Here is an 18,122-nt window from a genome sequence, read left to right as displayed (position 1 = left end):
CGGAGTCCGCGAATATGAACATCACCCCGACCCGCCTTGCCGCGCTCGCACTTTCGACCTCGCTGCTCGTCGCGGCATGCAAAGGCGCCAGCGACGCACCCGTCACGCCTGCCGCCAACGACCAGGCCTCGGCGCCTGCCGCAGCGCCTGCGGGCGACCAGAAGTCGGCGACCATCACCGGCGCTGGCGCGACCTTCATCTATCCGCTGCTGTCGAAGTGGTCGGACGATTACAACAAGGCCACCGGCCACGAGATCAACTATCAGTCGATCGGTTCCGGCGGCGGCATCGCGCAGATCAAGGCCGGCACGGTCGACTTCGGTTCTTCCGACAAGCCGCTGCCTTCGGAAGAACTCGCTGCCGCGGGCCTGGGCCAATTCCCGTCGGCGATCGGCGGCGTGGTGCCGGTGGTCAGCGTGGAAGGCATCGAACCCGGCAAGTTGCGCTTGAGCGGTCCGCTGCTGGCCGACATCTTCCTGGGTAAGATCAAGACCTGGAACGACCCGGCCATCGCCAAAGTCAATCCCGGCGTCGCGCTGCCCGACACCAAGATCAACGTCGTGCACCGTTCCGACGGTTCGGGCACCACCTACAACTTCGTCAACTACCTGTCCAAGGTCAGCCCGGAGTGGAAGAGCAAGGTCGGCGAAGGCACCTCGGTCAGCTGGCCCGGCGGCATCGGCGGCAAGGGCAACGAGGGCGTCGCCGCTTACGTGAAGCAGATCAAGGGCTCGATCGGCTACGTCGAGCTGGCCTATGCGCTGCAAAACAAGATGTCCTACACCGGCATGCAGAACGCGGCCGGCAACTGGGTGCAGCCGAACGCCGAATCCTTCCAGGCCGCCGCGGCCAGCGCGGATTGGGCGAACGCCAAGGACTTCAACCTGGTGATCACCAACGCCTCGGGCGCGGACGCGTGGCCGATCACGGCCACCAATTTCATCCTGATGTACAAGCAGCCCAAGAACGCCCAGCGTTCGAAGGACACCCTGGATTTCTTCAGGTGGGCGCTGGAGAAGGGCCAACCGCAAGCGCAGGCGCTGGACTACGTGCCGCTGCCGCCGGCGCTGGTGCAACAGGTCGAAGCCTATTGGGCAGCCGAATTCAAGTTCTGAGCAAGGCCGATCTCCCTGGCGCCTGCCGCATAGCCGGCGCGTTGGACATGCGTTCCCACTTCCCGAGTCGCCGCATCCCGTATGAACGCAACCGCCCTACCCTCTACTGGCTTCGATAGTCGCGACAGCCGCGACGCGCGCGCCGATCGCAGCTTCCGCTGGCTGGTCACCGCGGCCGGCATCTTCGTGCTGGTGTCGCTGGCCGCCGCAGCCTTGTCGATGCTCTGGGGCGGACGCGAAGCCTTCCAGACTTTCGGCTGGGGCTTCTTCACTTCGACCGAATGGGATCCGGTGCAGCGCCAGTTCGGCGCGTTGGTGCCGATCGTCGGCACCTTGGTATCCGCGGCGATCGCCATGCTGATCGCCGTGCCGGTGAGCTTCGGCATCGCGCTCTACCTCACTGAGGTCGCGCCCGCTTGGTTGCGCACGCCGGTCGGCGCCGCGATCGAACTGTTGGCCGGCATTCCCTCGATCATCTACGGCATGTGGGGCCTGTTCGTGCTGGCGCCGTTCCTGGCCGAACACGTCTATCCGTGGGTCGACGCGAACATGGGCCAATGGCCCCTCGTCGGCGCGCTGTTCTCCGGTCCGCCTTTGGGTCTGGGCATGCTTACCGCGGGCCTGGTGCTGGGCATCATGGTGATCCCGTTCATCTCGTCGGTGATGCGCGAAGTGTTCCTGACGGTACCGACGCCGCTGAAGGAATCCGCCTACGCGCTAGGTTCCACCACCTTCGAAGTGGCTTGGGACGTGGTGCTGCCCTATACCCGCTCCGCGGTCATCGGCGGCATCTTCCTCGGCCTGGGGCGCGCGCTCGGCGAAACGATGGCGGTGACTTTCGTGCTGGGCAACGCGCACCAGCTGAGCATGTCGCTGCTGATGCCGGGCAACTCCATCGCCGCCAGCATCGCCAACGAATTCAGCGAGGCCGACTCGGCGATCTACCTCTCCGCGCTGATCGCACTGGGCTTTGTGCTGTTCATCGTCACTTTCGTCGTGTTGGCGATCGCCAAGCTGATGCTGATGCAGCTGCAGCGCAAGGAGGGCAAGTGATGTCCGCCGTCGCCGACCGCCTTTACGCCCGCCGCCGCTTCAAGAACTGGCTGGCGCTGCTGTTGTCCGGCGCAGCCACGATCTTCGGCCTGTTCTGGCTGGTCTGGATCCTGTGGACCACGGTCAGCTACGGCGTCAACAACCTCAATTTGGCGCTGTTCACGCAGATGACGCCGCCGCCCGGCGACACCGGCGGCATGTTGAACGCGTTCTTCGGTAGCGCACTGATGAGCCTACTGGCGATCGCGCTGGGCACCCCGGTCGGCATCGCCGCCGGCACCTATCTGGCCGAGTACGCCAACTACCGCAAGGTCGGCACGGTGATCCGTTTCGTCAACGACATCCTGTTGTCGGCGCCGTCGATCGTGCTGGGCCTGTTCGTCTACACCATCGTCGTGGCGCAGATGGGGCATTTCTCCGCGCTGGCGGGCGCGATCGCGTTGGCCTTCATCGTGCTGCCGGTCGTGGTGCGCACCACCGACGAAATGCTGCGGCTGGTGCCGCCGCAGATGCGCGAAGCCGCCCTATCGCTGGGGGTGCCGCAATGGAAGGTGACCACGCAAGTGCTCTACCGGGCTTCGATGTCGGGCATCCTGACCGGCGTGCTGCTCGCGCTGGCGCGGATCTCCGGCGAAACCGCGCCCCTGCTCTTCACCGCGCTCAACAACCAGTACTGGACCACCGACCTGCTGTCGCCGATGGCGAACGTGCCCGTCGTGATCTTCCAGTACGCGCTGAGTCCCTACGAGGCCTGGCAATCGCTGGGCTGGGCCGGCGCCTTCATCATGACGCTGTTCGTGCTGCTGCTCAGCGTAGTGGCCCGTTTCGTGCTGCTCCGCAACAAGACCGGAAACAACTAGGTGTCCCATGAATGATTCCAGTTTCATCACCGTCGCACCGACGGCCCAGCAGCAGGGAACGCCGAGCGTCGGCAGCTTGCCGAGCAAGATGGCGGCGCGCGGGTTGAGCTTCCACTACGGCGACTTCACGGCGCTCAAGAACATCAACCTCGAAATACCCGAGAAGCAGGTGACCGCGCTGATCGGGCCTTCCGGCTGCGGCAAGTCCACGCTGCTGCGCATCTTCAACCGCATCTATTCGATCTACCCGAAGCAGGAAGCCCGCGGCGAAGTGCTGCTGGACGGGCAGAACGTGCTCGATCCCAAGTACCCGCTCAACCGCCTGCGCAGCAAGGTCGGCATGGTCTTCCAGAAGCCGGTGCCGTTCCCGATGTCGATCTACGACAACGTCGCCTACGGCATCCAGCACCACGAGAAGCTGTCGCGCAAGGAGCTGGACGACCGCGTCGAGCAGGCGTTGACGCAGGCCGCGCTTTGGGGCGAGGTCAAGGACAAGCTGAAGCAGAACGGCCTGGGCTTGTCCGGCGGCCAGCAGCAGCGCTTGTGCATCGCGCGCGCGGTCGCGTTGCGGCCGGACGTCATTTTGCTCGACGAACCTACTTCGGCGCTGGACCCGATCGCCACCAGCAAGATCGAGCAGCTGATCGCGGAGCTGAAGCACGATTTCACCATCGCCATCGTCACCCACAACATGCAGCAGGCCGCGCGGGTTTCCGACTACACCGCCTTCATGTATCTGGGCGAGCTGATCGAGCACGATACGACCGAGACTATCTTCTCGAATCCGTCCAAACCGCAGACCGAAGACTACATCACCGGCCGGTTCGGCTGATTCCCACTTTTCCGGATAAAACGACATGAGCACCAGCCAGCCGCACGACCACATCGTCAAGAGCTACGACGACGAGCAGCAGCGCCTGCACAACGAGATCCTGCGCATGGGCGACATGTCGGTGGCGCAGCTGGAGGCCGCGCTGGACGTGGTCGAGCGCCGCGACGACAAGGCCGCCGAGCGCATCGTCGCCAACGACGAAGCGATCGACGTGCTTGAGCAGGAAGTCAGCCACGACGTGATGCGCCTGGCGCTGCGCGGGCCGATGGCGGGCGATTTGCGCATCATCCTGGCCGCGCTGCGGATCGCTTCGGACATCGAGCGCGTGGGCGACTACGCGGCCAACGTCGCCAAGCGCTCGATGGCGCTGAACCTGGCGCCGCCGGTGCCGCACACCCTGGGCCTGCGCGCGCTCGGCGCGCTGGCCGTGCAGCAGATGCGCGATGTGCTGGCCGCCTACCGCAACCTGGACGTGGAAGCCGCCCAGCGCGTGCGCGACCGCGACGCCGAGCTCGACGCCCAATACACCAGCCTGTTCCGCGAACTGCTGACCTACATGATGGAAGATGCGCGCGCCATCACGCCTTGCACCCACCTGCTGTTCATGGCCAAGAACCTGGAGCGCATCGGCGACCACGCCACCAACATCGCCGAGAACATCTGGTTCCGCGTGCATGGCGAAAGCCTGACCCTGCCGCCGCGCGAAAAGCGGGACGACACGAACACCGCCGCATGAGCCTAAACGGCAGCTGAAGCAACCCCGAAATGGGGCCAATCGGCCCGCACCCTCGGGTGCCATCCATGACTCTGGTAAGGGGCCGGTCGCCGACGATCCGGCTATCTTCCCTGCCAGAGGGCATGCATGCCGGCCAACCCGAGTCCCGAAGAATTCCAGGCAGCGCAGCGCGGCGACCGCGCGGCGCTGGAGCGCCTGCTCGCCCGCTCGCGCCAGGACTTGCGCCGCTATGCCGAGTACCACTGCGCGGTCAACGACGTCGAGGACGCCGTGCAAGAGAGCCTGTTCCTGGTGGCGCGCAAGATCGGCCATCTGCGCGCGATCGAGGCCTATGCCTCGTGGCTGTTCCGCATCGTCAAGCGTGAATGCAACCGCCTCAAGCGCGCGCTGCGGCATCTGGTGCTGCAGCCCACGCTGGAGGAGATCGACGGCCCGCACTATCCGCCGCCCGACGGATTGCTGCGCGACCTGGCCGGCGCATTGCAGTCGATGCCGGAGCATTACCGCGAGATCGTGCTGCTGCGCGACTACGAAGGCCTTACCATCGCCGAAATCAGCGCTCGCCTGGGCCTGCACGCCGAAGCCGCCAAGGCGCGGCTGCATCGCGCCCGCGGATTGGCCCGGCAATTGCTCTCGCCGCCTGGAATACCGCTCATGCCCGCTTAACCTGCCAATGGCTAGCTTGCGGCCACGCACACTCAACCAAATGCGGCCTTTCGCCGCGATCAAGGGAGGCAACACCAATGTCCAAGCAGAAGAAACCCGTCGCCATCGCTCTCGGCACTGCGCTCGCCGGCGGCCTGGTCCTTTCCGGATCGGCATTCGCCGTGCAACCGCTGGCGCAGGGCTACCTGCTCAGCGCGCAGGAAGCGGCCAAGGCGGAGATGAAAGAAGACAAGATGAAGGAAGGCAAGTGCGGCATGGACGTGATGGATACCGACAAGGACGGCAAGGTCTCGCGCGCCGAGTTCGACGCCAAGCACGCCGATGCGGCCGACAAGGCCAAGTTCGACAAAGCCGACGCCAACAAGGACGGCTTCATCGACGCGACCGAAAGCAAGGCGCACAAGGAAGGCAGCTGCGGCGGCGACAAGAAAGCCGGCGAAGGCAAGTGCGGCGAGGGCAAGTGCGGCGGCAGCGCCTGAGCCCCGAGCCGGAAACATGATGTTGGCCGACGCCAGCGCAGGCCTCGGATTGCGGCGCGCCCTGATGGGCGCGTTGCAGTCTGCGGACGACGGCGCCGTCGATTTCCTCGAATGCGCGCCGGAAAACTGGATCGGCGTCGGCGGCAAGCTGGGCGAGTCCTTCGCCCGGCTGGCCTCGCGCCATGCGCTGACCTGCCACGGCCTGTCGCTGTCTCTGGGCGGCGCCGAGCCGCTGGACGACACCCTGCTGCAAAAACTGCGCCGCTTCCTGGACCGGTACCGCGTCGGCCTGTACAGCGAGCATCTGAGCTATTGCGCCGACGACGGCCAGCTCTACGACCTGTTGCCCATCCCGTTCACCGACGAGGCCGTCGCCCACGTGGCCGCACGCATCCGCCGCGTGCAGGAAGCGCTGGGGCGCCGCATCGCCGTCGAGAACGTCTCCTACTACGCCGCGCCTTACCAGGCGATGGCCGAAGCGGATTTCGTCGCCGCCGTATTGGACGAAGCCGACTGCGACCTGCTGCTGGACGTCAACAACATCTACGTCAACAGCATCAACCACGGCTACGACGCGGCCGCGTTCCTGGCGCGCATGCCGTCGCGGCGGATCGCCAGCTATCACATCGCCGGCCATTACGACGAAGCCGAAGACCTGAAAGTCGATACCCACGGCGCAGACGTGAAGAACGATGTCTGGCTTCTGCTCGCTGAAGCCTACCGGCTGCACGGCGTCCGCCCCACGCTGCTGGAGCGCGATTTCAATTTCCCGCCGCTGGCGGATTTGCTGGCCGAAGTCGAACGCATCCGCGCATTGCAGCGCGCTGCCGGCGCGCAGCCGGCGCAGGCGGCGGGACATGGCTGAAGCCTCGGCCACCCTGCGCCAGCAACAGTTCGCGCTGGCGCGCCATGTGCGCGATCCGCAAGCGAATCCGCCGCCGCCGGATATCGAAGACCGCCGCCTTGCGATCTACCGCGACCTGCTCTACAACAACATCGAAAGCCTGCTGTCGGGCAATTTTCCCGTGATCCGCAAGACGCTGGCCGACGCCGAATGGCATGCGCTGGTGCGCGCCTTCCTGATCGGCCACCGTTGCCGCACGCCGCTGTTCACCGAGATCGGCCGCGAATTCATCCGCTTTCTCGAGACGCGCCAGCAGGCCGAAGCCGGAGATCCGCCGTGGCTGGCGGAACTGGCGCACTACGAATGGGTCGAACTCGCCCTGCAGATTTCCGACGAACCGCTGCCGCCGCACGATCCGCAGGGCGACCCGATGCAGGGGTTGCCGCAGGTGTCGCCGTTCGCCTGGGCCCTGGCCTATCGCTGGCCTGTGCAGCGCATCGGCCCCGCATACCGCCCCTCGCAGGCGCCCGGGGCGCCGACGCTGTTGCTGGTCAGGCGCGATGGCCACGGCGATGTGCGCTTCGCCGAAATCTCGCCCTTGGTCTACCGGTTGCTGGAACTGCTCGGCGATTCGGAGAGCCGCACCGGGCGGCAGGTGTTGACGCAGCTTGCCGTCGAGGCCGCAGCCGCGGATGTCGAAGCTTTCGAGCGGGAGGGCGCCTCTATGCTGCGGCATCTTCGCGAAGAAGGCACGTTGCTGGGCACACAGCCCGGTTAGTTCATCGGCGCCGCCCGCATTCGGGCGATAGAACCGCGGCGACGTCTGCTAGGCTTGCACGATGATGCATGCCGACCCGACGGACCCCGCCCTCGCCTCCCGCAAGATGTCCGAACGCTTCCGCGGCTACCTGCCGGTGGTCGTGGATGTGGAAACCGGCGGCTTCGACTGGAATCGCCACGCCCTGCTGGAAATCGCCGTGGTCCCGATCGATCTGGACGGCGACGGCCGTTACGTTTGCGGCGCGACCACCGGCGTGCACGTGATGCCGGCGCCCGGCACCGAGATCGACCCCAAGTCGCTGGAAGTGACCGGCATCGACATCGACCATCCTTTCCGCGACGCCAAACAAGAGCGCGAAGCGCTGGACGCCGTATTCGCGCCGGTGCGCGAGGCGGTGCGCAGGCACGGCTGCCAGCGCGCGATCCTGGTCGGGCATAACGCGCATTTCGACCTGAATTTCCTCAACGCCGCGGTCGCGCGCAGCGGCCACAAGCGCAATCCCTTCCATCCGTTCAGCGTATTCGACACGGTCACGCTGGCCGGCCTCGCCTACGGTCAGACCGTGCTCGCACGTGCCGTGCAAGCGGCGGGCTATTACTGGAACAGCGAGGATGCGCATTCGGCGGTCTACGACGCGGAGCAGACTGCGCGCTTGTTCTGCAAGATCGCCAACAGCTGGCCGCAGATGCGCCCTGCATCGCAATTCTGATCCGCTCTTTTTCTTCAGCCGCGGGCTTGTGGGAGCGGCTTCAGCCGCGAGCTCTTGATTTCGCTCTGTAGAGCGGAGCTTGCTCCGCTGCTTTTCAAGCGAATCGAAGCCGCAGAGCAAACTCCGCTCTACAAGCCAAGGCCAACGAGTCAGGACGAGGCGAGTTTGAGGCCGACGATGCCGGCCACGATCAGCCCGAGGCTGATCAAACGCCCCGGATTGGACGGCTCGCCCAGCAGCACGATGCCCAGGATCGCAGTACCCACCGCGCCGATTCCGACCCACACCGCATAAGCTGTACCGACCGGCAGCGATTTCATCGCCACGCCCAGCAGCACGATGCTGGTCACCATCGCGGCGACCGTGCCCAGCGTCGGCCAGAGCCGGGTGAAGCCATCGGTGTATTTCAAGCCGATCGCCCAGCCGATTTCGAGCAGGCCGGCGAGCACGAGAATGATCCAGGACATGAAGTGTCTCCTATCTGCATGGGGCCGTCCCCGGACGAGATGGGAGCATCGGGGTCGTCCCCGGGTCCTTGGTCGCGCCTACTTTCTCACGCCGGGCATCGGGCTGGCTTACCGGCATGTAACCCGGCTGGAGCCTTCATGCGGGCGGCGCGCCTGCATCACTACGGTTGCGGACGGAATGCACCATGCCGTAGATGCTGATCGCCACCCATACCGTCTGCACCACGAACACCGATACGTTGAACTTGCCGTAAAGCGACGTCAGCAGGCCCAGCGCACCGAACAGGTTCATCAGCTGGTACACCAGGCCGGTGCCCGAAATCCGCCGTGCCTGCAGCAGGTAGAACGCGGCGAGCACCAGCAACGCGCCGAGGATTCCAACCCAGTCGTACCATTCCATATTCAGCGACATCGTCGTTCCCCTCTCCGGTCAGGCTTGCCGTTGGCGCACGGCCTCGAACAGCGTAACGCCGGTCGCGACCGAGACATTGAGGCTTTCCACGCCTTGCGCGGCATCCGCGCCCGGCATCGGGATGGTCACCAGCTGGTCGCAATGCTCGCGGGTCAGCCTGCGCAAGCCGTCGGCCTCGCCGCCGAGCGCCAGGGCGACGTTGCCGCGCAAGTCGATCGAATACAGCGACGCGGTCGCCTCGCCTGCCAGGCCGTAGATCCACACGCCCAACTGCTGCAGTTCGCGCAAGCAGCGCGCCAGGTTGGTGGCGCGGATCACCGGCACGCTGTCCGCGGCGCCGGCCGAGGTTTTGCGCACCGTGGCGTTGACTTGCACGGCCTTGTCCTTGGGAATGATCACCGCCGTCGCGCCGGCGGCCGCGGCGCTGCGCAGGCACGCGCCGAGGTTGTGCGGATCCTGCACGCCGTCCAGCACCAGGATCAGCGCCTTGCCCTGCGCGGCTTCGATCAGCGCGGGCAGTTCGTCTTCGCCCCATGTCTTGGCGGCTGCATAGCGCGCCACCACGCCCTGGTGGCGCAGGCCGCCGGCGACGCCGTCCAGAGCCTGCTGCGCGACGCGACGCACGTCGATGCCCTTGCGGCGCGCGTTCTCTTCGATCTCGGTCAGGCGCGAATTCTTGCCGCCCGCCTCCACCAGCACTTCGCGCACGTTGTCGGCATCGTGTTCGACCGCCGCGGCGACCGCATTGATGCCGGCGATCCATTGGTTCTGTTTGCTCATGACGCTCTTTCGGATGTGGATGCATAAAGCCCCTCTCCCATCGGGAGAGGGGTTGGGGTGAGGGTACGGCGAAGTCGCGAGTGTTCGAACGTCCGCGACTTCGCCGAACCCTCATCCGCCCTTCGGGCACCTTCTCCCGGAGGGAGAAGGAAATCAGTATTTCTTCTTGGGCCGCTTCGCCGGCTGCCCGCGCGGCGGCAACGATTTTACGCCGGCTTCCTCCGCCAGCCTGAAATCGATCTTGCGCTCTTCCAGGCTCGCCTTCAGCACCACGATCCGCACCCGGTCCCCGAGCCGGAACACGCGCCCGGCGCGTTCGCCGCTCAGCGTTTTGCGGATCGGATCGAAGTGGTAATAGTCGTTCGGCAGCTGGGTGACGTGGATCAGGCCGTTGACCTTGGATTCGTCCAATTCGACGAACAGGCCGAAGCTGGTCACGCCGCTGATGATGCCGTCGAACTCGCTGCCGACGTGCTGTTCCATCCACGCAGCGCGATAGCGGTCGTCGACTTCGCGCTGCGCCTCGTCGGCGCGGCGCGAACGTTCCGAGCACTGCAGCGACAACGCCGCCATCGCGCTGGCCGAATACTGGTACGTGGCCGCCTTGCCTCCGGCGAGCGCGTGCTTGATCGCGCGGTGCACCAGCAGGTCCGGATAGCGCCGGATCGGCGAGGTGAAATGCGCGTAGGCCTCCAGCGCCAGGCCGAAGTGGCCGATGTTGTCCGGCGCATACACCGCCAGCGACTGGCTGCGCAGGATCACCGATTCCAGCAATGCCGCGTCCGGACGCTCGCGGATCTTCTCGAGCAGCGCGCGGAAATCCTTCGGCTGCACCTTGGACCACGGCGGCAGGCGCAGCTTGAATTCCTTCAGGAACTCTTCCAGATCGGCGTACTTGGCTTCCGGCGGCCGGTCGTGGTCGCGGTACGGCGCGGGTATGTGCTTGGCCAGCAGGTATTTCGCGGCCTCGACATTGGCCGCGATCATGCATTCCTCGATCAGCTTGTGCGCGTCGTTGCGCTGGAGCATGCCGGCCTGGGTCACCTCGCCTTGCGGCCCCAGCACGAAGCGCACTTCGGAGCTTTCGAATTCGATCGCGCCGCGTTTCTGCCGCGCCTTGTCCAGTATCTTGTACAGCTGGTGCAAGCGCTGCACCTGCGGCAATTGCGCGCCGACGAAGGCCAGCGCCTGCTGCTTGTCTTCTTCCGGAATGCCGTCGCCGACCGCGTTCCACACCTGGGTGTAGGTGAGCCGCGCGTGCGAATTCATCACCGCTTCGTAGAACTTCGAGCGCGTGATCTCGCCGTGCCGGTCGATCTGCATGTCGCAGACGAAGCACAGCCGGTCGACCTTGGGATTGAGCGAACAGATGCCGTTGGACAGCGTCTCGGGGAGCATCGGCACCACGAAACCGGGGAAATACACCGAAGTGGCGCGCTTCTGCGCCTCGTCGTCGAGCGGCGTGCCCGGGCGGACGTAATGCGAGACGTCGGCGATCGCCACGATCAACCGGAAGCCGTCGCGATTGGGCTCGCAATACACCGCGTCGTCGAAGTCCTTGGCGTCTTCGCCGTCGATGGTGACCAGCGGCGTATTGCGCAGATCCACGCGCGTCGATGCGGTGGCGACGTCGACCTGCAGCGGCACGGCCAGCGCCTGCGCCAGCGCTTCGGGCGGGAATTCGTGCGGAATTTCGTGACCGTGGATCGCAGCCTCCACGGCCAGCGACGCGGTCAGCTTGTCGCCCAGCACGGCCAGCACGCGGCCGATCGGCGGGCGGTGCGAATCGGCCGGCTGCACGATCTCGCAGACCACCAGTTGCCCGTGCTTGGCATCCAGCCGCGCATCGGAGGGGATTTGCACGTTGCGCTGGATGCGGCGGTCGTCGGGTACCACATAGCTGATGCCCGACTCCAGGGTGAACCGGCCGATCAGGCGATTGAGCCGGCGTTCCAGCACCTCGACGATGGCGCCCTCGCGGCGGCCGCGCCGGTCGACGCCGGTGACGCTGGCGAGCACGCGGTCGCCGTGCATGGCCTTGCGCATTTCCAGCGGCGGCAGGAACAGGTCGTCGCCTGCGCCGCTGTCCGGGCGCAGGAAGCCGAAGCCGTCGGGATTGGCGATCACCGTGCCGGCGATCAGGTCCATGCGCGCGGCCGGGGCATAGGCGCCCTTGCGGTTCTGCAGCAGTTGGCCGTCGCGCACCATCGCCGACAGGCGCTTGCCCAGCGCATCGAAGCGGTCCGGCGCGGTCAGTGCCAGTTGTTCGGCCAGCGCCTCGGCCGAGAGCGGGCCATCGGCCGCGGCGAGCAGTTGCAGGATCGCCTCGCGGCTGGCGATGGGGTTCTCGTAGCGTCCGGCTTCACGCGCCGCGTGCGGATCGTTGTAGCCGCCCGATGCGGGGCGCCGCTTGCCCGGCTGCGCGGATTTCGGAACCGGCTTGCCCGCCATCGATTCCGGCATCCAAGGCGGACGGGCCGGCTTGTTCCTGGCCTGGCCGCCGCCCGGCGACGGAGAGGTCTTGCCGCCGGCCTTGGGGCCGGCCTTGCCGGCGCTAGCCTTGCCGCCGCTGGTCTTGCCGCGGCCGGAGCCGCGCTTGCTGGGAGATTTCGCCATCGCGACGATGTTACACGGCCCGGCTCAAAGCCATGTCTTCGCCGACTGCGTTGACAAGTTTCGTCCCGCAACGCAACATACGCGCCCTGCACCCTGCCCGGGTGGCGGAATTGGTAGACGCACTAGCTTCAGGTGCTAGCGGGGGCAACTTCGTGGAGGTTCGAGTCCTCTCCCGGGCACCAGGTCAACAAGAACCCTCGCATCGCGGGGGTTTTTCGTTTTTGGCGCCGAGTAGAATCGCAGTGTTTTCTTTCCTGCGAATGCCTCTTCGATGACCGATCCCGTACGACCCGTCTTCCACGGCTTCGAGCAGATCCCCCTGCGCGAATACGCCGAACGCGCCTATCTCGACTACTCGATGTACGTGGTGCTGGACCGCGCCCTGCCCTTCCTCGGCGACGGGCTCAAGCCGGTGCAGCGCCGCATCATCTATGCGATGAGCGAACTGGGCCTCAATGCCGGGGCCAAGCCCAAGAAATCCGCGCGCACCGTCGGCGACGTGATCGGCAAATACCATCCGCACGGCGACAGCGCTTGCTACGAGGCGCTGGTGCTGATGGCGCAACCCTTTTCGTACCGCTATCCGCTGATCGAGGGCCAGGGCAACTTCGGCTCGCCCGACGATCCCAAGTCGTTCGCGGCGATGCGCTACACCGAATCCAAGCTGACCCCGATCGCCGAAGTGCTGCTCGGCGAACTGGGCCAGGGCACGGTGGACTGGACGCCCAATTTCGACGGCACGCTGGAAGAACCCACCTGGATGCCGGCGCGGCTGCCGCACCTGCTGCTCAACGGCACCACCGGCATCGCCGTCGGCATGGCCACCGACGTGCCGCCGCACAACTTGAACGAGATCGTCAGCGCCTGCGTGCGCCTGCTCGACGACCCGGACGCCAGCGTGCGCGACCTGTGCGAGCACGTGCGCGGGCCGGACTATCCGACCACGGCCGAGATCATCACTCCCGCCGCCGATCTGCTGTCGATGTACATGACCGGCAACGGCAGCGTTCGCGCGCGCGCCACGTTCGCCAAGGAAGGCGCGAACATCGTCGTGACCGCGCTGCCCTACCAGGTATCGCCTTCCAAAGTGATCGAACAGATCGCCGCGCAGATGCGGGCCAAGAAACTGCCCTGGCTGGAAGACATCCGCGACGAGTCCGATCACGCCAACCCGGTGCGCGTGGTGCTGGTGCCGCGTTCGAACCGCGTCGATGCCGAGCAGCTGATGGGCCATCTGTTCGCGACGACCGACCTGGAGAAGAGTTACCGCGTCAATCTCAACGTGATCGGTCTGGACGGCCGCCCGCAGGTCAAGAACCTGAAGACCATCCTGGCCGAATGGCTGGTGTTCCGCGGCGAAACGGTCACCAAACGCCTGAACCACCGTTTGGAGAAGGTCGAGCGCCGCCTGCATCTGTTGGAAGGCCTGCTGGTCGCCTTCCTGAATCTGGACGAAGTGATCCGCATCATCCGCACCGAGGACGAGCCGAAAGCGGCCTTGATCGCGCGCTTCGGACTCAGCGACGACCAGGCCGACTACATCCTCGACACCAAGCTGAAACAACTCGCGCGCCTGGAGGAAATGAAGATCCGCGGCGAGCAGGACGAGTTGGACAGCGAGCGCGACCGCCTGATGGCCACGCTCGGCAGCAAGGCCAAGCTGAAGAAACTGATCAAGGACGAACTGCTGGCCGACGCCAAGAAATTCGGCGACGCGCGCCGCTCGCCGCTGGTCGCGCGCGAAGCCGCACAGGCCCTGGCCGAGACCGAACTGGTCGCCAGCGAGCCGATGACCGTGGTGTTGAGCGAGAAAGGCTGGATCCGTGCGGCCAAGGGACACGACGTCGACGCTTCCTCGCTTTCGTACCGCGAGGGCGATTCGCTGCTGGCGGCGGTGAAGGGCCGCAGCACGCAGCAGGTCGCCTTCATCGACTCGGCCGGCCGCAGCTATTCGGCGCTGGCGCATTCGCTGCCGTCGGCGCGCGGCAACGGCGAGCCTTTGACGGGGCGTTTTTCCCCGGCGGCCGGCGCATCGTTCCAAGCCCTGGCTACGGGCGACAACGACACGCGCTTCGTGCTGGCTTCGTCGCACGGCTACGGCTTCGTCACCCGCTTCGAAAACCTCACCGGCCGGCAGAAGGCCGGCAAGGCGATGTTGTCGCTGACGCCGGGCGCGAAAGTCGTGCAGCCGGCCGCGGTGGCGGATGTGCAGAAGGACCGCATCGTCGCGGTCACCAGCGCCGGCCATCTGTTGGTGTTCCCGGTGTCGGAACTGCCGGAACTGGACAAGGGCAAAGGCAACAAGATCATCGAGATTCCCAAGGCCAAGCGCGGCACCGAGCGCGTGGTCTCGATCGCCGTGGTGTCGCCGGGCGGAACGCTGTCGGTGAAGTCGGGCGCGCGCACGATGTCGTTGTCGTTCAAGGATCTGGACGAGTACGTCGGCGCGCGGGCGAGCCGTGGCGGTTTGTTGCCGCGGGGTTGGCAGAAGGTGGATGGGCTAGCCGTCGAATGATTCGTAGCCCGGGTAAGCGCAGCGCACCCGGGACTGCGCGCCCCGGGTGCGCTGCGCTTACCCGGGCTACAACGTGGAGATGTCGTGGAAGCCGATTTCTGGCAACAACGCTGGCGCGACGGACAGATCGGCTTCCACCAGGATCGCGTCACGCCCTTGCTGGAGCAGTATTGGGACGCGCTGGCCCTGCCCTCCGGCAGCCGCGTGTTCGTGCCGCTGGCCGGGAAGTCGCTGGACATGCTGTGGCTGGCGGCGCGCGGCCATCGCGTGCTGGGCGTGGAGCTGTCGCGGATCGCGGTCGAGCAGTTTTTCGGCGAGCACAGGCTGCAGCCGCAAATCCATGAAACCCGCTTCGGCAAGCATTACGTCGCCGGTGAAATCGAACTGATCCTGGGGGATGCCTTTGCGCTGGACACCGACGCATTAGCCGCCTGCGCGGGCGTCTACGACCGCGCCGCGCTGATCGCGCTGCCGGCCGATATGCGGAAACGGTACGTCGCCGACCTCTATGCCCGGCTGCCCGCCGGCTGCCACGGGCTCCTGATCACGCTGGAATACCCGCAGCACGAGAAGCAAGGCCCGCCGTTCTCCGTGACCGAGGACGAGGTGCGCGCCCTCTACCAACCTGATTGGGGTGTCGAAACGCTCGAGCGCCGCGATATCCTCGCAGCGCAGCCGAGCTTCGTCGCCGAGGGCGTGACGGCTCTGCACACCTCGGTTTACCGGATCGTCCGAAAGACCTGACCGCGGCACCACGACATCGCAGGGGAGAACCATGGCGAAGTGGCTCAAACGCATCGGCTTGATGCTGCTCGTCCTGATCCTGTTGAGCGCGCTCGTCGCTTGGTGGCTGTTGCGCGGCAGCTTGCCGAAACTCGACGGCGAACTCGCATTGCGCGGCCTCTCCGCACCGGCGACGATCCGGCGCGATGAGCTCGGCGTCGTCACCATCGACGCCGCCAACGAAATGGACGCCATGCGCGCGCTCGGCTACGTGCATGCGCAAGAGCGCTATTTCGAGATGGATCTGCTGCGGCGCACCGCCGCAGGCGAACTGTCCGAGCTGTTCGGGCCGATCGCGATCGAAACCGACAAACGCCATCGCCTGCACCGGTTCCGCGCTCGTCTGAAGGAACACCTGGATGCCTTCGCCGGCAACAAAGCGCCGGTGCTGCAGGCGTACACGGACGGCGTCAACGCCGGCCTGCAAGACCTGGATGCGCGCCCGTGGCCCTATCTGCTGCTCGGCCAGGAACCCAAGCCGTGGACTCCGTCGGATTCCGCGCTCACCGGTTACGCCATGTACTTCGACCTGCAGGAATCGGACGGCAAGCGCGAAATGGCGCGCTGGCGCATCAAGCAATACGTTCCGGACGCGTTGTACGGGCTGATCTTTCGCGAAGGCACTTCCTGGGACGCGCCGCTCGTGGGCGAACCGCGAGGCGATGCCGTGCTGCCGCCGGCGACGGAGATCGACCTGCGCAAGCTGCCGGCGCCACGACGCACGCGCGATTTCGTCACCGACGAAAAGCCTTTCGACGGCAGCAACAATTTCGCCGTTTCCGGCAAGCTGACCGCGGATGGACGCGCGATCGTCGCCGACGACATGCACCTGGGCCTGCGCGCGCCCGGCATCTGGTTCCGCGCACGGCTGCGTTACGCCGATCCGCGCGCCGCGGGCGGCAAGGTCGACGTGTCGGGCTTCACGCTGCCTGGATTGCCGGCCGTCGTCGTCGGCAGCAACGGCCACGTGGCTTGGGCATTCACCAACAGCTACACGCGCACGTCGGCGGTCGCGCGATTGAGGGCCTGCGACAAGATCGGGCCTGAGGCGGGCTTGCTGGCGCCGCCCGCTTGCGCCACGTCCCACGCGGAGACAGAAACCATCCTCGTTGCCGGTGCGGACCCGGTTCGTTTCCGGGTCGAAGAAACCCAATGGGGCCCGGTTTTCTTCCGCACCGCCAGCGGCACCCGCTTCGCCCTGAAATGGACCGCGCACGAGCCCGGCAATCTCAACATGCATCTGTCGGAATTGGCGACTGCGACCGATGCGGCGGACGCCACGAGAATCGCATCGCGCGCCCGCATCCCGGCGCAGAATTTCGTGGTCGGCGACCGCAGCGGCAACATCGCATGGACACTGATCGGACGTCCCTTGCAGGCCGATTTCCTCTCTGGGCAACCCGCATTGGACTATCCGCTGTTCTATCGCGAGGCACGCATCGCCCACACATCGAGCACGGATTTCTCGGTCAGCGGGGCGATCATGGCCGACGATCCCGCCCTGCAACCGATCGTGCAGGATCGCCTTTGGACCGCCAACGCCAGGACCCTCGACGGCGAACTCCTCGCGCAAGCCGGAGACGGCGGCTACGACCTCGGCGCCCGCGCGAAACAGATACGCGACGGCCTGTTCGCCAAGGACCGCTTCACCGAGCGCGATCTGCTGGCGATCCAGCTCGACGACCGCGCGCTCTTTCTGCAACGTTGGCACGCACTGCTGCAGGCGCAATCGGCTCGCGCACGCACGCCCGCATTGCGCGAACTCGCCGCCGCCGCCGCGCAATGGCAGGGCCGGGCCAGTGCGGATTCGGCGAGCTATCGTATCGTCCGCGCCTGGCGCCTGGCCGTGCTGGCGCGCATCGCCGACGGCCTGACCGCGCCTGCTCAGGCTGCGTTGGGCGATCTGTTCGAGATGCCTTCGATGCCGCAGCTCGAAGGCACGGCGTGGCCGCTGGTCACGCAGCGCCCGGTTCATTTGCTGTCGCGCCGATATGCGTCGTGGGATGCCTTGCTCGAAGATGCAGCCAAGGAAGTCCGCGATGGGCTGCAGGCGCAGGGGCCGCTTTCCGGACGCACGTGGGGCGAACGCAATACCGCGGCGATCTGTCACCCGCTAGCCAGAGCGATTCCGTTGCTCGGCGAGAAGTTGTTGTGCATGCCACCCGACCCGCTGCCCGGCGACAGCGCGATGCCGCGCGTGCAGGGCCCGACGTTCGGCGCCTCGGAACGGATGGTGGTGTCGCCCGGGCACGAAGCGGATGGCATCGTGCACATGCCGGGCGGCCAGAGCGGACATTTTCTGTCGCCGTTCTGGGGGGCAGGCCATGAGAACTGGGTGCATGGGCGGCCGACGCCGTTCTTGCCGGGCGAGGCGGAATACACGTTGAAACTCGAACCTGCGCGCTGATCCCTCCCCTGTCATCCCGAACCGAAGGTGAGGGATCTGCTTTCCGTGAGAGTAGATCCCTCACTGT

General features: G+C 66.1%; 17 protein-coding genes and 1 tRNA gene. 14 read left to right on the top strand and 4 right to left on the bottom strand.

Going from position 1 to position 18,122, the window contains the following annotated elements:
* Positions 1-14: 14 nt before the first annotated feature.
* The 10 genes from pstS (at position 15) to rnt (ending at position 8,075) form a co-directional block, all read left to right on the top strand.
* Positions 15-1,115 (top strand): phosphate ABC transporter substrate-binding protein PstS, encoded by a 1,101-nt coding sequence (gene pstS, locus M2650_RS00820; protein WP_249470006.1) that lies wholly within the window; start codon positions 15-17, stop codon positions 1,113-1,115.
* 81 nt (positions 1,116-1,196) lie between these two features.
* Positions 1,197-2,168 (top strand): phosphate ABC transporter permease subunit PstC, encoded by a 972-nt coding sequence (pstC, locus tag M2650_RS00815; protein WP_249470004.1) that lies wholly within the window; start codon positions 1,197-1,199, stop codon positions 2,166-2,168.
* Positions 2,168-3,028: a phosphate ABC transporter permease PstA gene (gene pstA, locus M2650_RS00810; protein ID WP_249470002.1), complete on the top strand. Its 861-nt coding sequence runs from the start codon at positions 2,168-2,170 to the stop codon at positions 3,026-3,028. Before pstC ends, pstA begins: the two co-directional genes overlap by 1 nt.
* 7 nt (positions 3,029-3,035) lie before the next feature.
* A complete protein-coding gene (gene pstB / locus M2650_RS00805; protein ID WP_425602491.1) occupies positions 3,036-3,860 on the top strand; it encodes a phosphate ABC transporter ATP-binding protein PstB in 825 nt (274 codons plus the stop codon).
* A gap of 25 nt (positions 3,861-3,885) precedes the next feature.
* Positions 3,886-4,596 (top strand): phosphate signaling complex protein PhoU, encoded by a 711-nt coding sequence (gene phoU / locus M2650_RS00800; protein WP_249470000.1) that lies wholly within the window; start codon positions 3,886-3,888, stop codon positions 4,594-4,596.
* A 126-nt stretch (positions 4,597-4,722) separates the two neighbouring features.
* Complete coding sequence (locus M2650_RS00795) at positions 4,723-5,262, top strand: RNA polymerase sigma factor (RefSeq protein WP_249469998.1); 540 nt, start codon at positions 4,723-4,725, stop codon at positions 5,260-5,262.
* Positions 5,263-5,339: 77 nt separating this feature from the next.
* Entirely contained in the window at positions 5,340-5,741 is a 402-nt protein-coding gene (locus M2650_RS00790) for an HvfA family oxazolone/thioamide-modified RiPP metallophore (protein ID WP_249469996.1), read from the top strand.
* Between the two features lie 16 nt (positions 5,742-5,757).
* Entirely contained in the window at positions 5,758-6,606 is an 849-nt protein-coding gene (locus M2650_RS00785) for an HvfB family MNIO-type RiPP peptide maturase (RefSeq protein WP_249469995.1), read from the top strand.
* Entirely contained in the window at positions 6,599-7,363 is a 765-nt protein-coding gene (locus M2650_RS00780; protein WP_249469993.1) for an HvfC family RiPP maturation protein, read from the top strand. The genes M2650_RS00785 and M2650_RS00780 overlap by 8 nt, the downstream gene beginning before the upstream one ends.
* A gap of 61 nt (positions 7,364-7,424) precedes the next feature.
* Positions 7,425-8,075 (top strand): ribonuclease T, encoded by a 651-nt coding sequence (gene rnt / locus M2650_RS00775; protein WP_249469991.1) that lies wholly within the window; start codon positions 7,425-7,427, stop codon positions 8,073-8,075.
* A gap of 149 nt (positions 8,076-8,224) precedes the next feature.
* Here the strand turns inward: rnt and sugE are convergent, their stop codons facing one another.
* From sugE to rnr, 4 genes are all read right to left on the bottom strand, one after another.
* A complete protein-coding gene (gene sugE, locus M2650_RS00770) occupies positions 8,225-8,542 on the bottom strand; it encodes a quaternary ammonium compound efflux SMR transporter SugE (protein ID WP_249469989.1) in 318 nt (105 codons plus the stop codon).
* A gap of 136 nt (positions 8,543-8,678) precedes the next feature.
* Positions 8,679-8,954 carry a CBU_0592 family membrane protein gene (locus M2650_RS00765; RefSeq protein WP_249469987.1) on the bottom strand — a complete coding sequence of 92 codons (276 nt, stop codon included), beginning with the start codon at positions 8,952-8,954 and terminating at the stop codon, positions 8,679-8,681.
* Between the two features lie 18 nt (positions 8,955-8,972).
* The gene (gene rlmB / locus M2650_RS00760; protein ID WP_249469985.1) at positions 8,973-9,734 is read right to left on the bottom strand and encodes a 23S rRNA (guanosine(2251)-2'-O)-methyltransferase RlmB; all 762 of its coding nucleotides are present in this window, start codon (positions 9,732-9,734) and stop codon (positions 8,973-8,975) included.
* Between the two features lie 153 nt (positions 9,735-9,887).
* Positions 9,888-12,350 carry a ribonuclease R gene (gene rnr / locus M2650_RS00755; RefSeq protein ID WP_249469983.1) on the bottom strand — a complete coding sequence of 821 codons (2,463 nt, stop codon included), beginning with the start codon at positions 12,348-12,350 and terminating at the stop codon, positions 9,888-9,890.
* A gap of 95 nt (positions 12,351-12,445) precedes the next feature.
* On the opposite strand from rnr, the gene M2650_RS00750 reads away from it, so the two are divergent.
* The 4 genes from M2650_RS00750 (at position 12,446) to M2650_RS00735 (ending at position 18,055) form a co-directional block, all read left to right on the top strand.
* Positions 12,446-12,532: transfer RNA gene (locus M2650_RS00750), tRNA-Leu, on the top strand.
* Positions 12,533-12,621: 89 nt separating this feature from the next.
* Positions 12,622-14,865, top strand: a complete 2,244-nt coding sequence (gene parC, locus M2650_RS00745) for a DNA topoisomerase IV subunit A (RefSeq protein WP_249469981.1) — start codon at positions 12,622-12,624, stop codon at positions 14,863-14,865.
* 84 nt (positions 14,866-14,949) lie between these two features.
* Positions 14,950-15,609, top strand: a complete 660-nt coding sequence (locus M2650_RS00740) for a thiopurine S-methyltransferase (RefSeq protein WP_249469979.1) — start codon at positions 14,950-14,952, stop codon at positions 15,607-15,609.
* A 31-nt stretch (positions 15,610-15,640) separates the two neighbouring features.
* The gene (locus M2650_RS00735; RefSeq protein WP_249469977.1) at positions 15,641-18,055 is read left to right on the top strand and encodes a penicillin acylase family protein; all 2,415 of its coding nucleotides are present in this window, start codon (positions 15,641-15,643) and stop codon (positions 18,053-18,055) included.
* Positions 18,056-18,122: the final 67 nt, after the last annotated feature.

The organism is Luteimonas galliterrae (assembly GCF_023374055.1).
In the GTDB taxonomy this organism is placed as follows: Bacteria; Pseudomonadota; Gammaproteobacteria; order Xanthomonadales; family Xanthomonadaceae; genus Luteimonas_C; species Luteimonas_C galliterrae.
This window is presented reverse-complemented; position numbering and strand designations above follow the sequence as displayed.

What these genes read in the sequence shown, in the direction of transcription:
- pstS (WP_249470006.1), top strand. Translation starts at nt 15, where the DNA reads ATGAACATCACCCCGACCCGCCTTGCCGCGCTCGCACTTTCGACCTCG.
- pstC (WP_249470004.1), top strand. Translation starts at nt 1,197, where the DNA reads ATGAACGCAACCGCCCTACCCTCTACTGGCTTCGATAGTCGCGACAGC.
- pstA (WP_249470002.1), top strand. Translation starts at nt 2,168, where the DNA reads ATGTCCGCCGTCGCCGACCGCCTTTACGCCCGCCGCCGCTTCAAGAAC.
- pstB (WP_425602491.1), top strand. Translation starts at nt 3,036, where the DNA reads ATGAATGATTCCAGTTTCATCACCGTCGCACCGACGGCCCAGCAGCAG.
- phoU (WP_249470000.1), top strand. Translation starts at nt 3,886, where the DNA reads ATGAGCACCAGCCAGCCGCACGACCACATCGTCAAGAGCTACGACGAC.
- M2650_RS00795 (WP_249469998.1), top strand. Translation starts at nt 4,723, where the DNA reads ATGCCGGCCAACCCGAGTCCCGAAGAATTCCAGGCAGCGCAGCGCGGC.
- M2650_RS00790 (WP_249469996.1), top strand. Translation starts at nt 5,340, where the DNA reads ATGTCCAAGCAGAAGAAACCCGTCGCCATCGCTCTCGGCACTGCGCTC.
- M2650_RS00785 (WP_249469995.1), top strand. Translation starts at nt 5,758, where the DNA reads ATGATGTTGGCCGACGCCAGCGCAGGCCTCGGATTGCGGCGCGCCCTG.
- M2650_RS00780 (WP_249469993.1), top strand. Translation starts at nt 6,599, where the DNA reads ATGGCTGAAGCCTCGGCCACCCTGCGCCAGCAACAGTTCGCGCTGGCG.
- rnt (WP_249469991.1), top strand. Translation starts at nt 7,425, where the DNA reads ATGATGCATGCCGACCCGACGGACCCCGCCCTCGCCTCCCGCAAGATG.
- sugE (WP_249469989.1), bottom strand. Translation starts at nt 8,542, where the DNA reads ATGTCCTGGATCATTCTCGTGCTCGCCGGCCTGCTCGAAATCGGCTGG.
- M2650_RS00765 (WP_249469987.1), bottom strand. Translation starts at nt 8,954, where the DNA reads ATGTCGCTGAATATGGAATGGTACGACTGGGTTGGAATCCTCGGCGCG.
- rlmB (WP_249469985.1), bottom strand. Translation starts at nt 9,734, where the DNA reads ATGAGCAAACAGAACCAATGGATCGCCGGCATCAATGCGGTCGCCGCG.
- rnr (WP_249469983.1), bottom strand. Translation starts at nt 12,350, where the DNA reads ATGGCGAAATCTCCCAGCAAGCGCGGCTCCGGCCGCGGCAAGACCAGC.
- parC (WP_249469981.1), top strand. Translation starts at nt 12,622, where the DNA reads ATGACCGATCCCGTACGACCCGTCTTCCACGGCTTCGAGCAGATCCCC.
- M2650_RS00735 (WP_249469977.1), top strand. Translation starts at nt 15,641, where the DNA reads ATGGCGAAGTGGCTCAAACGCATCGGCTTGATGCTGCTCGTCCTGATC.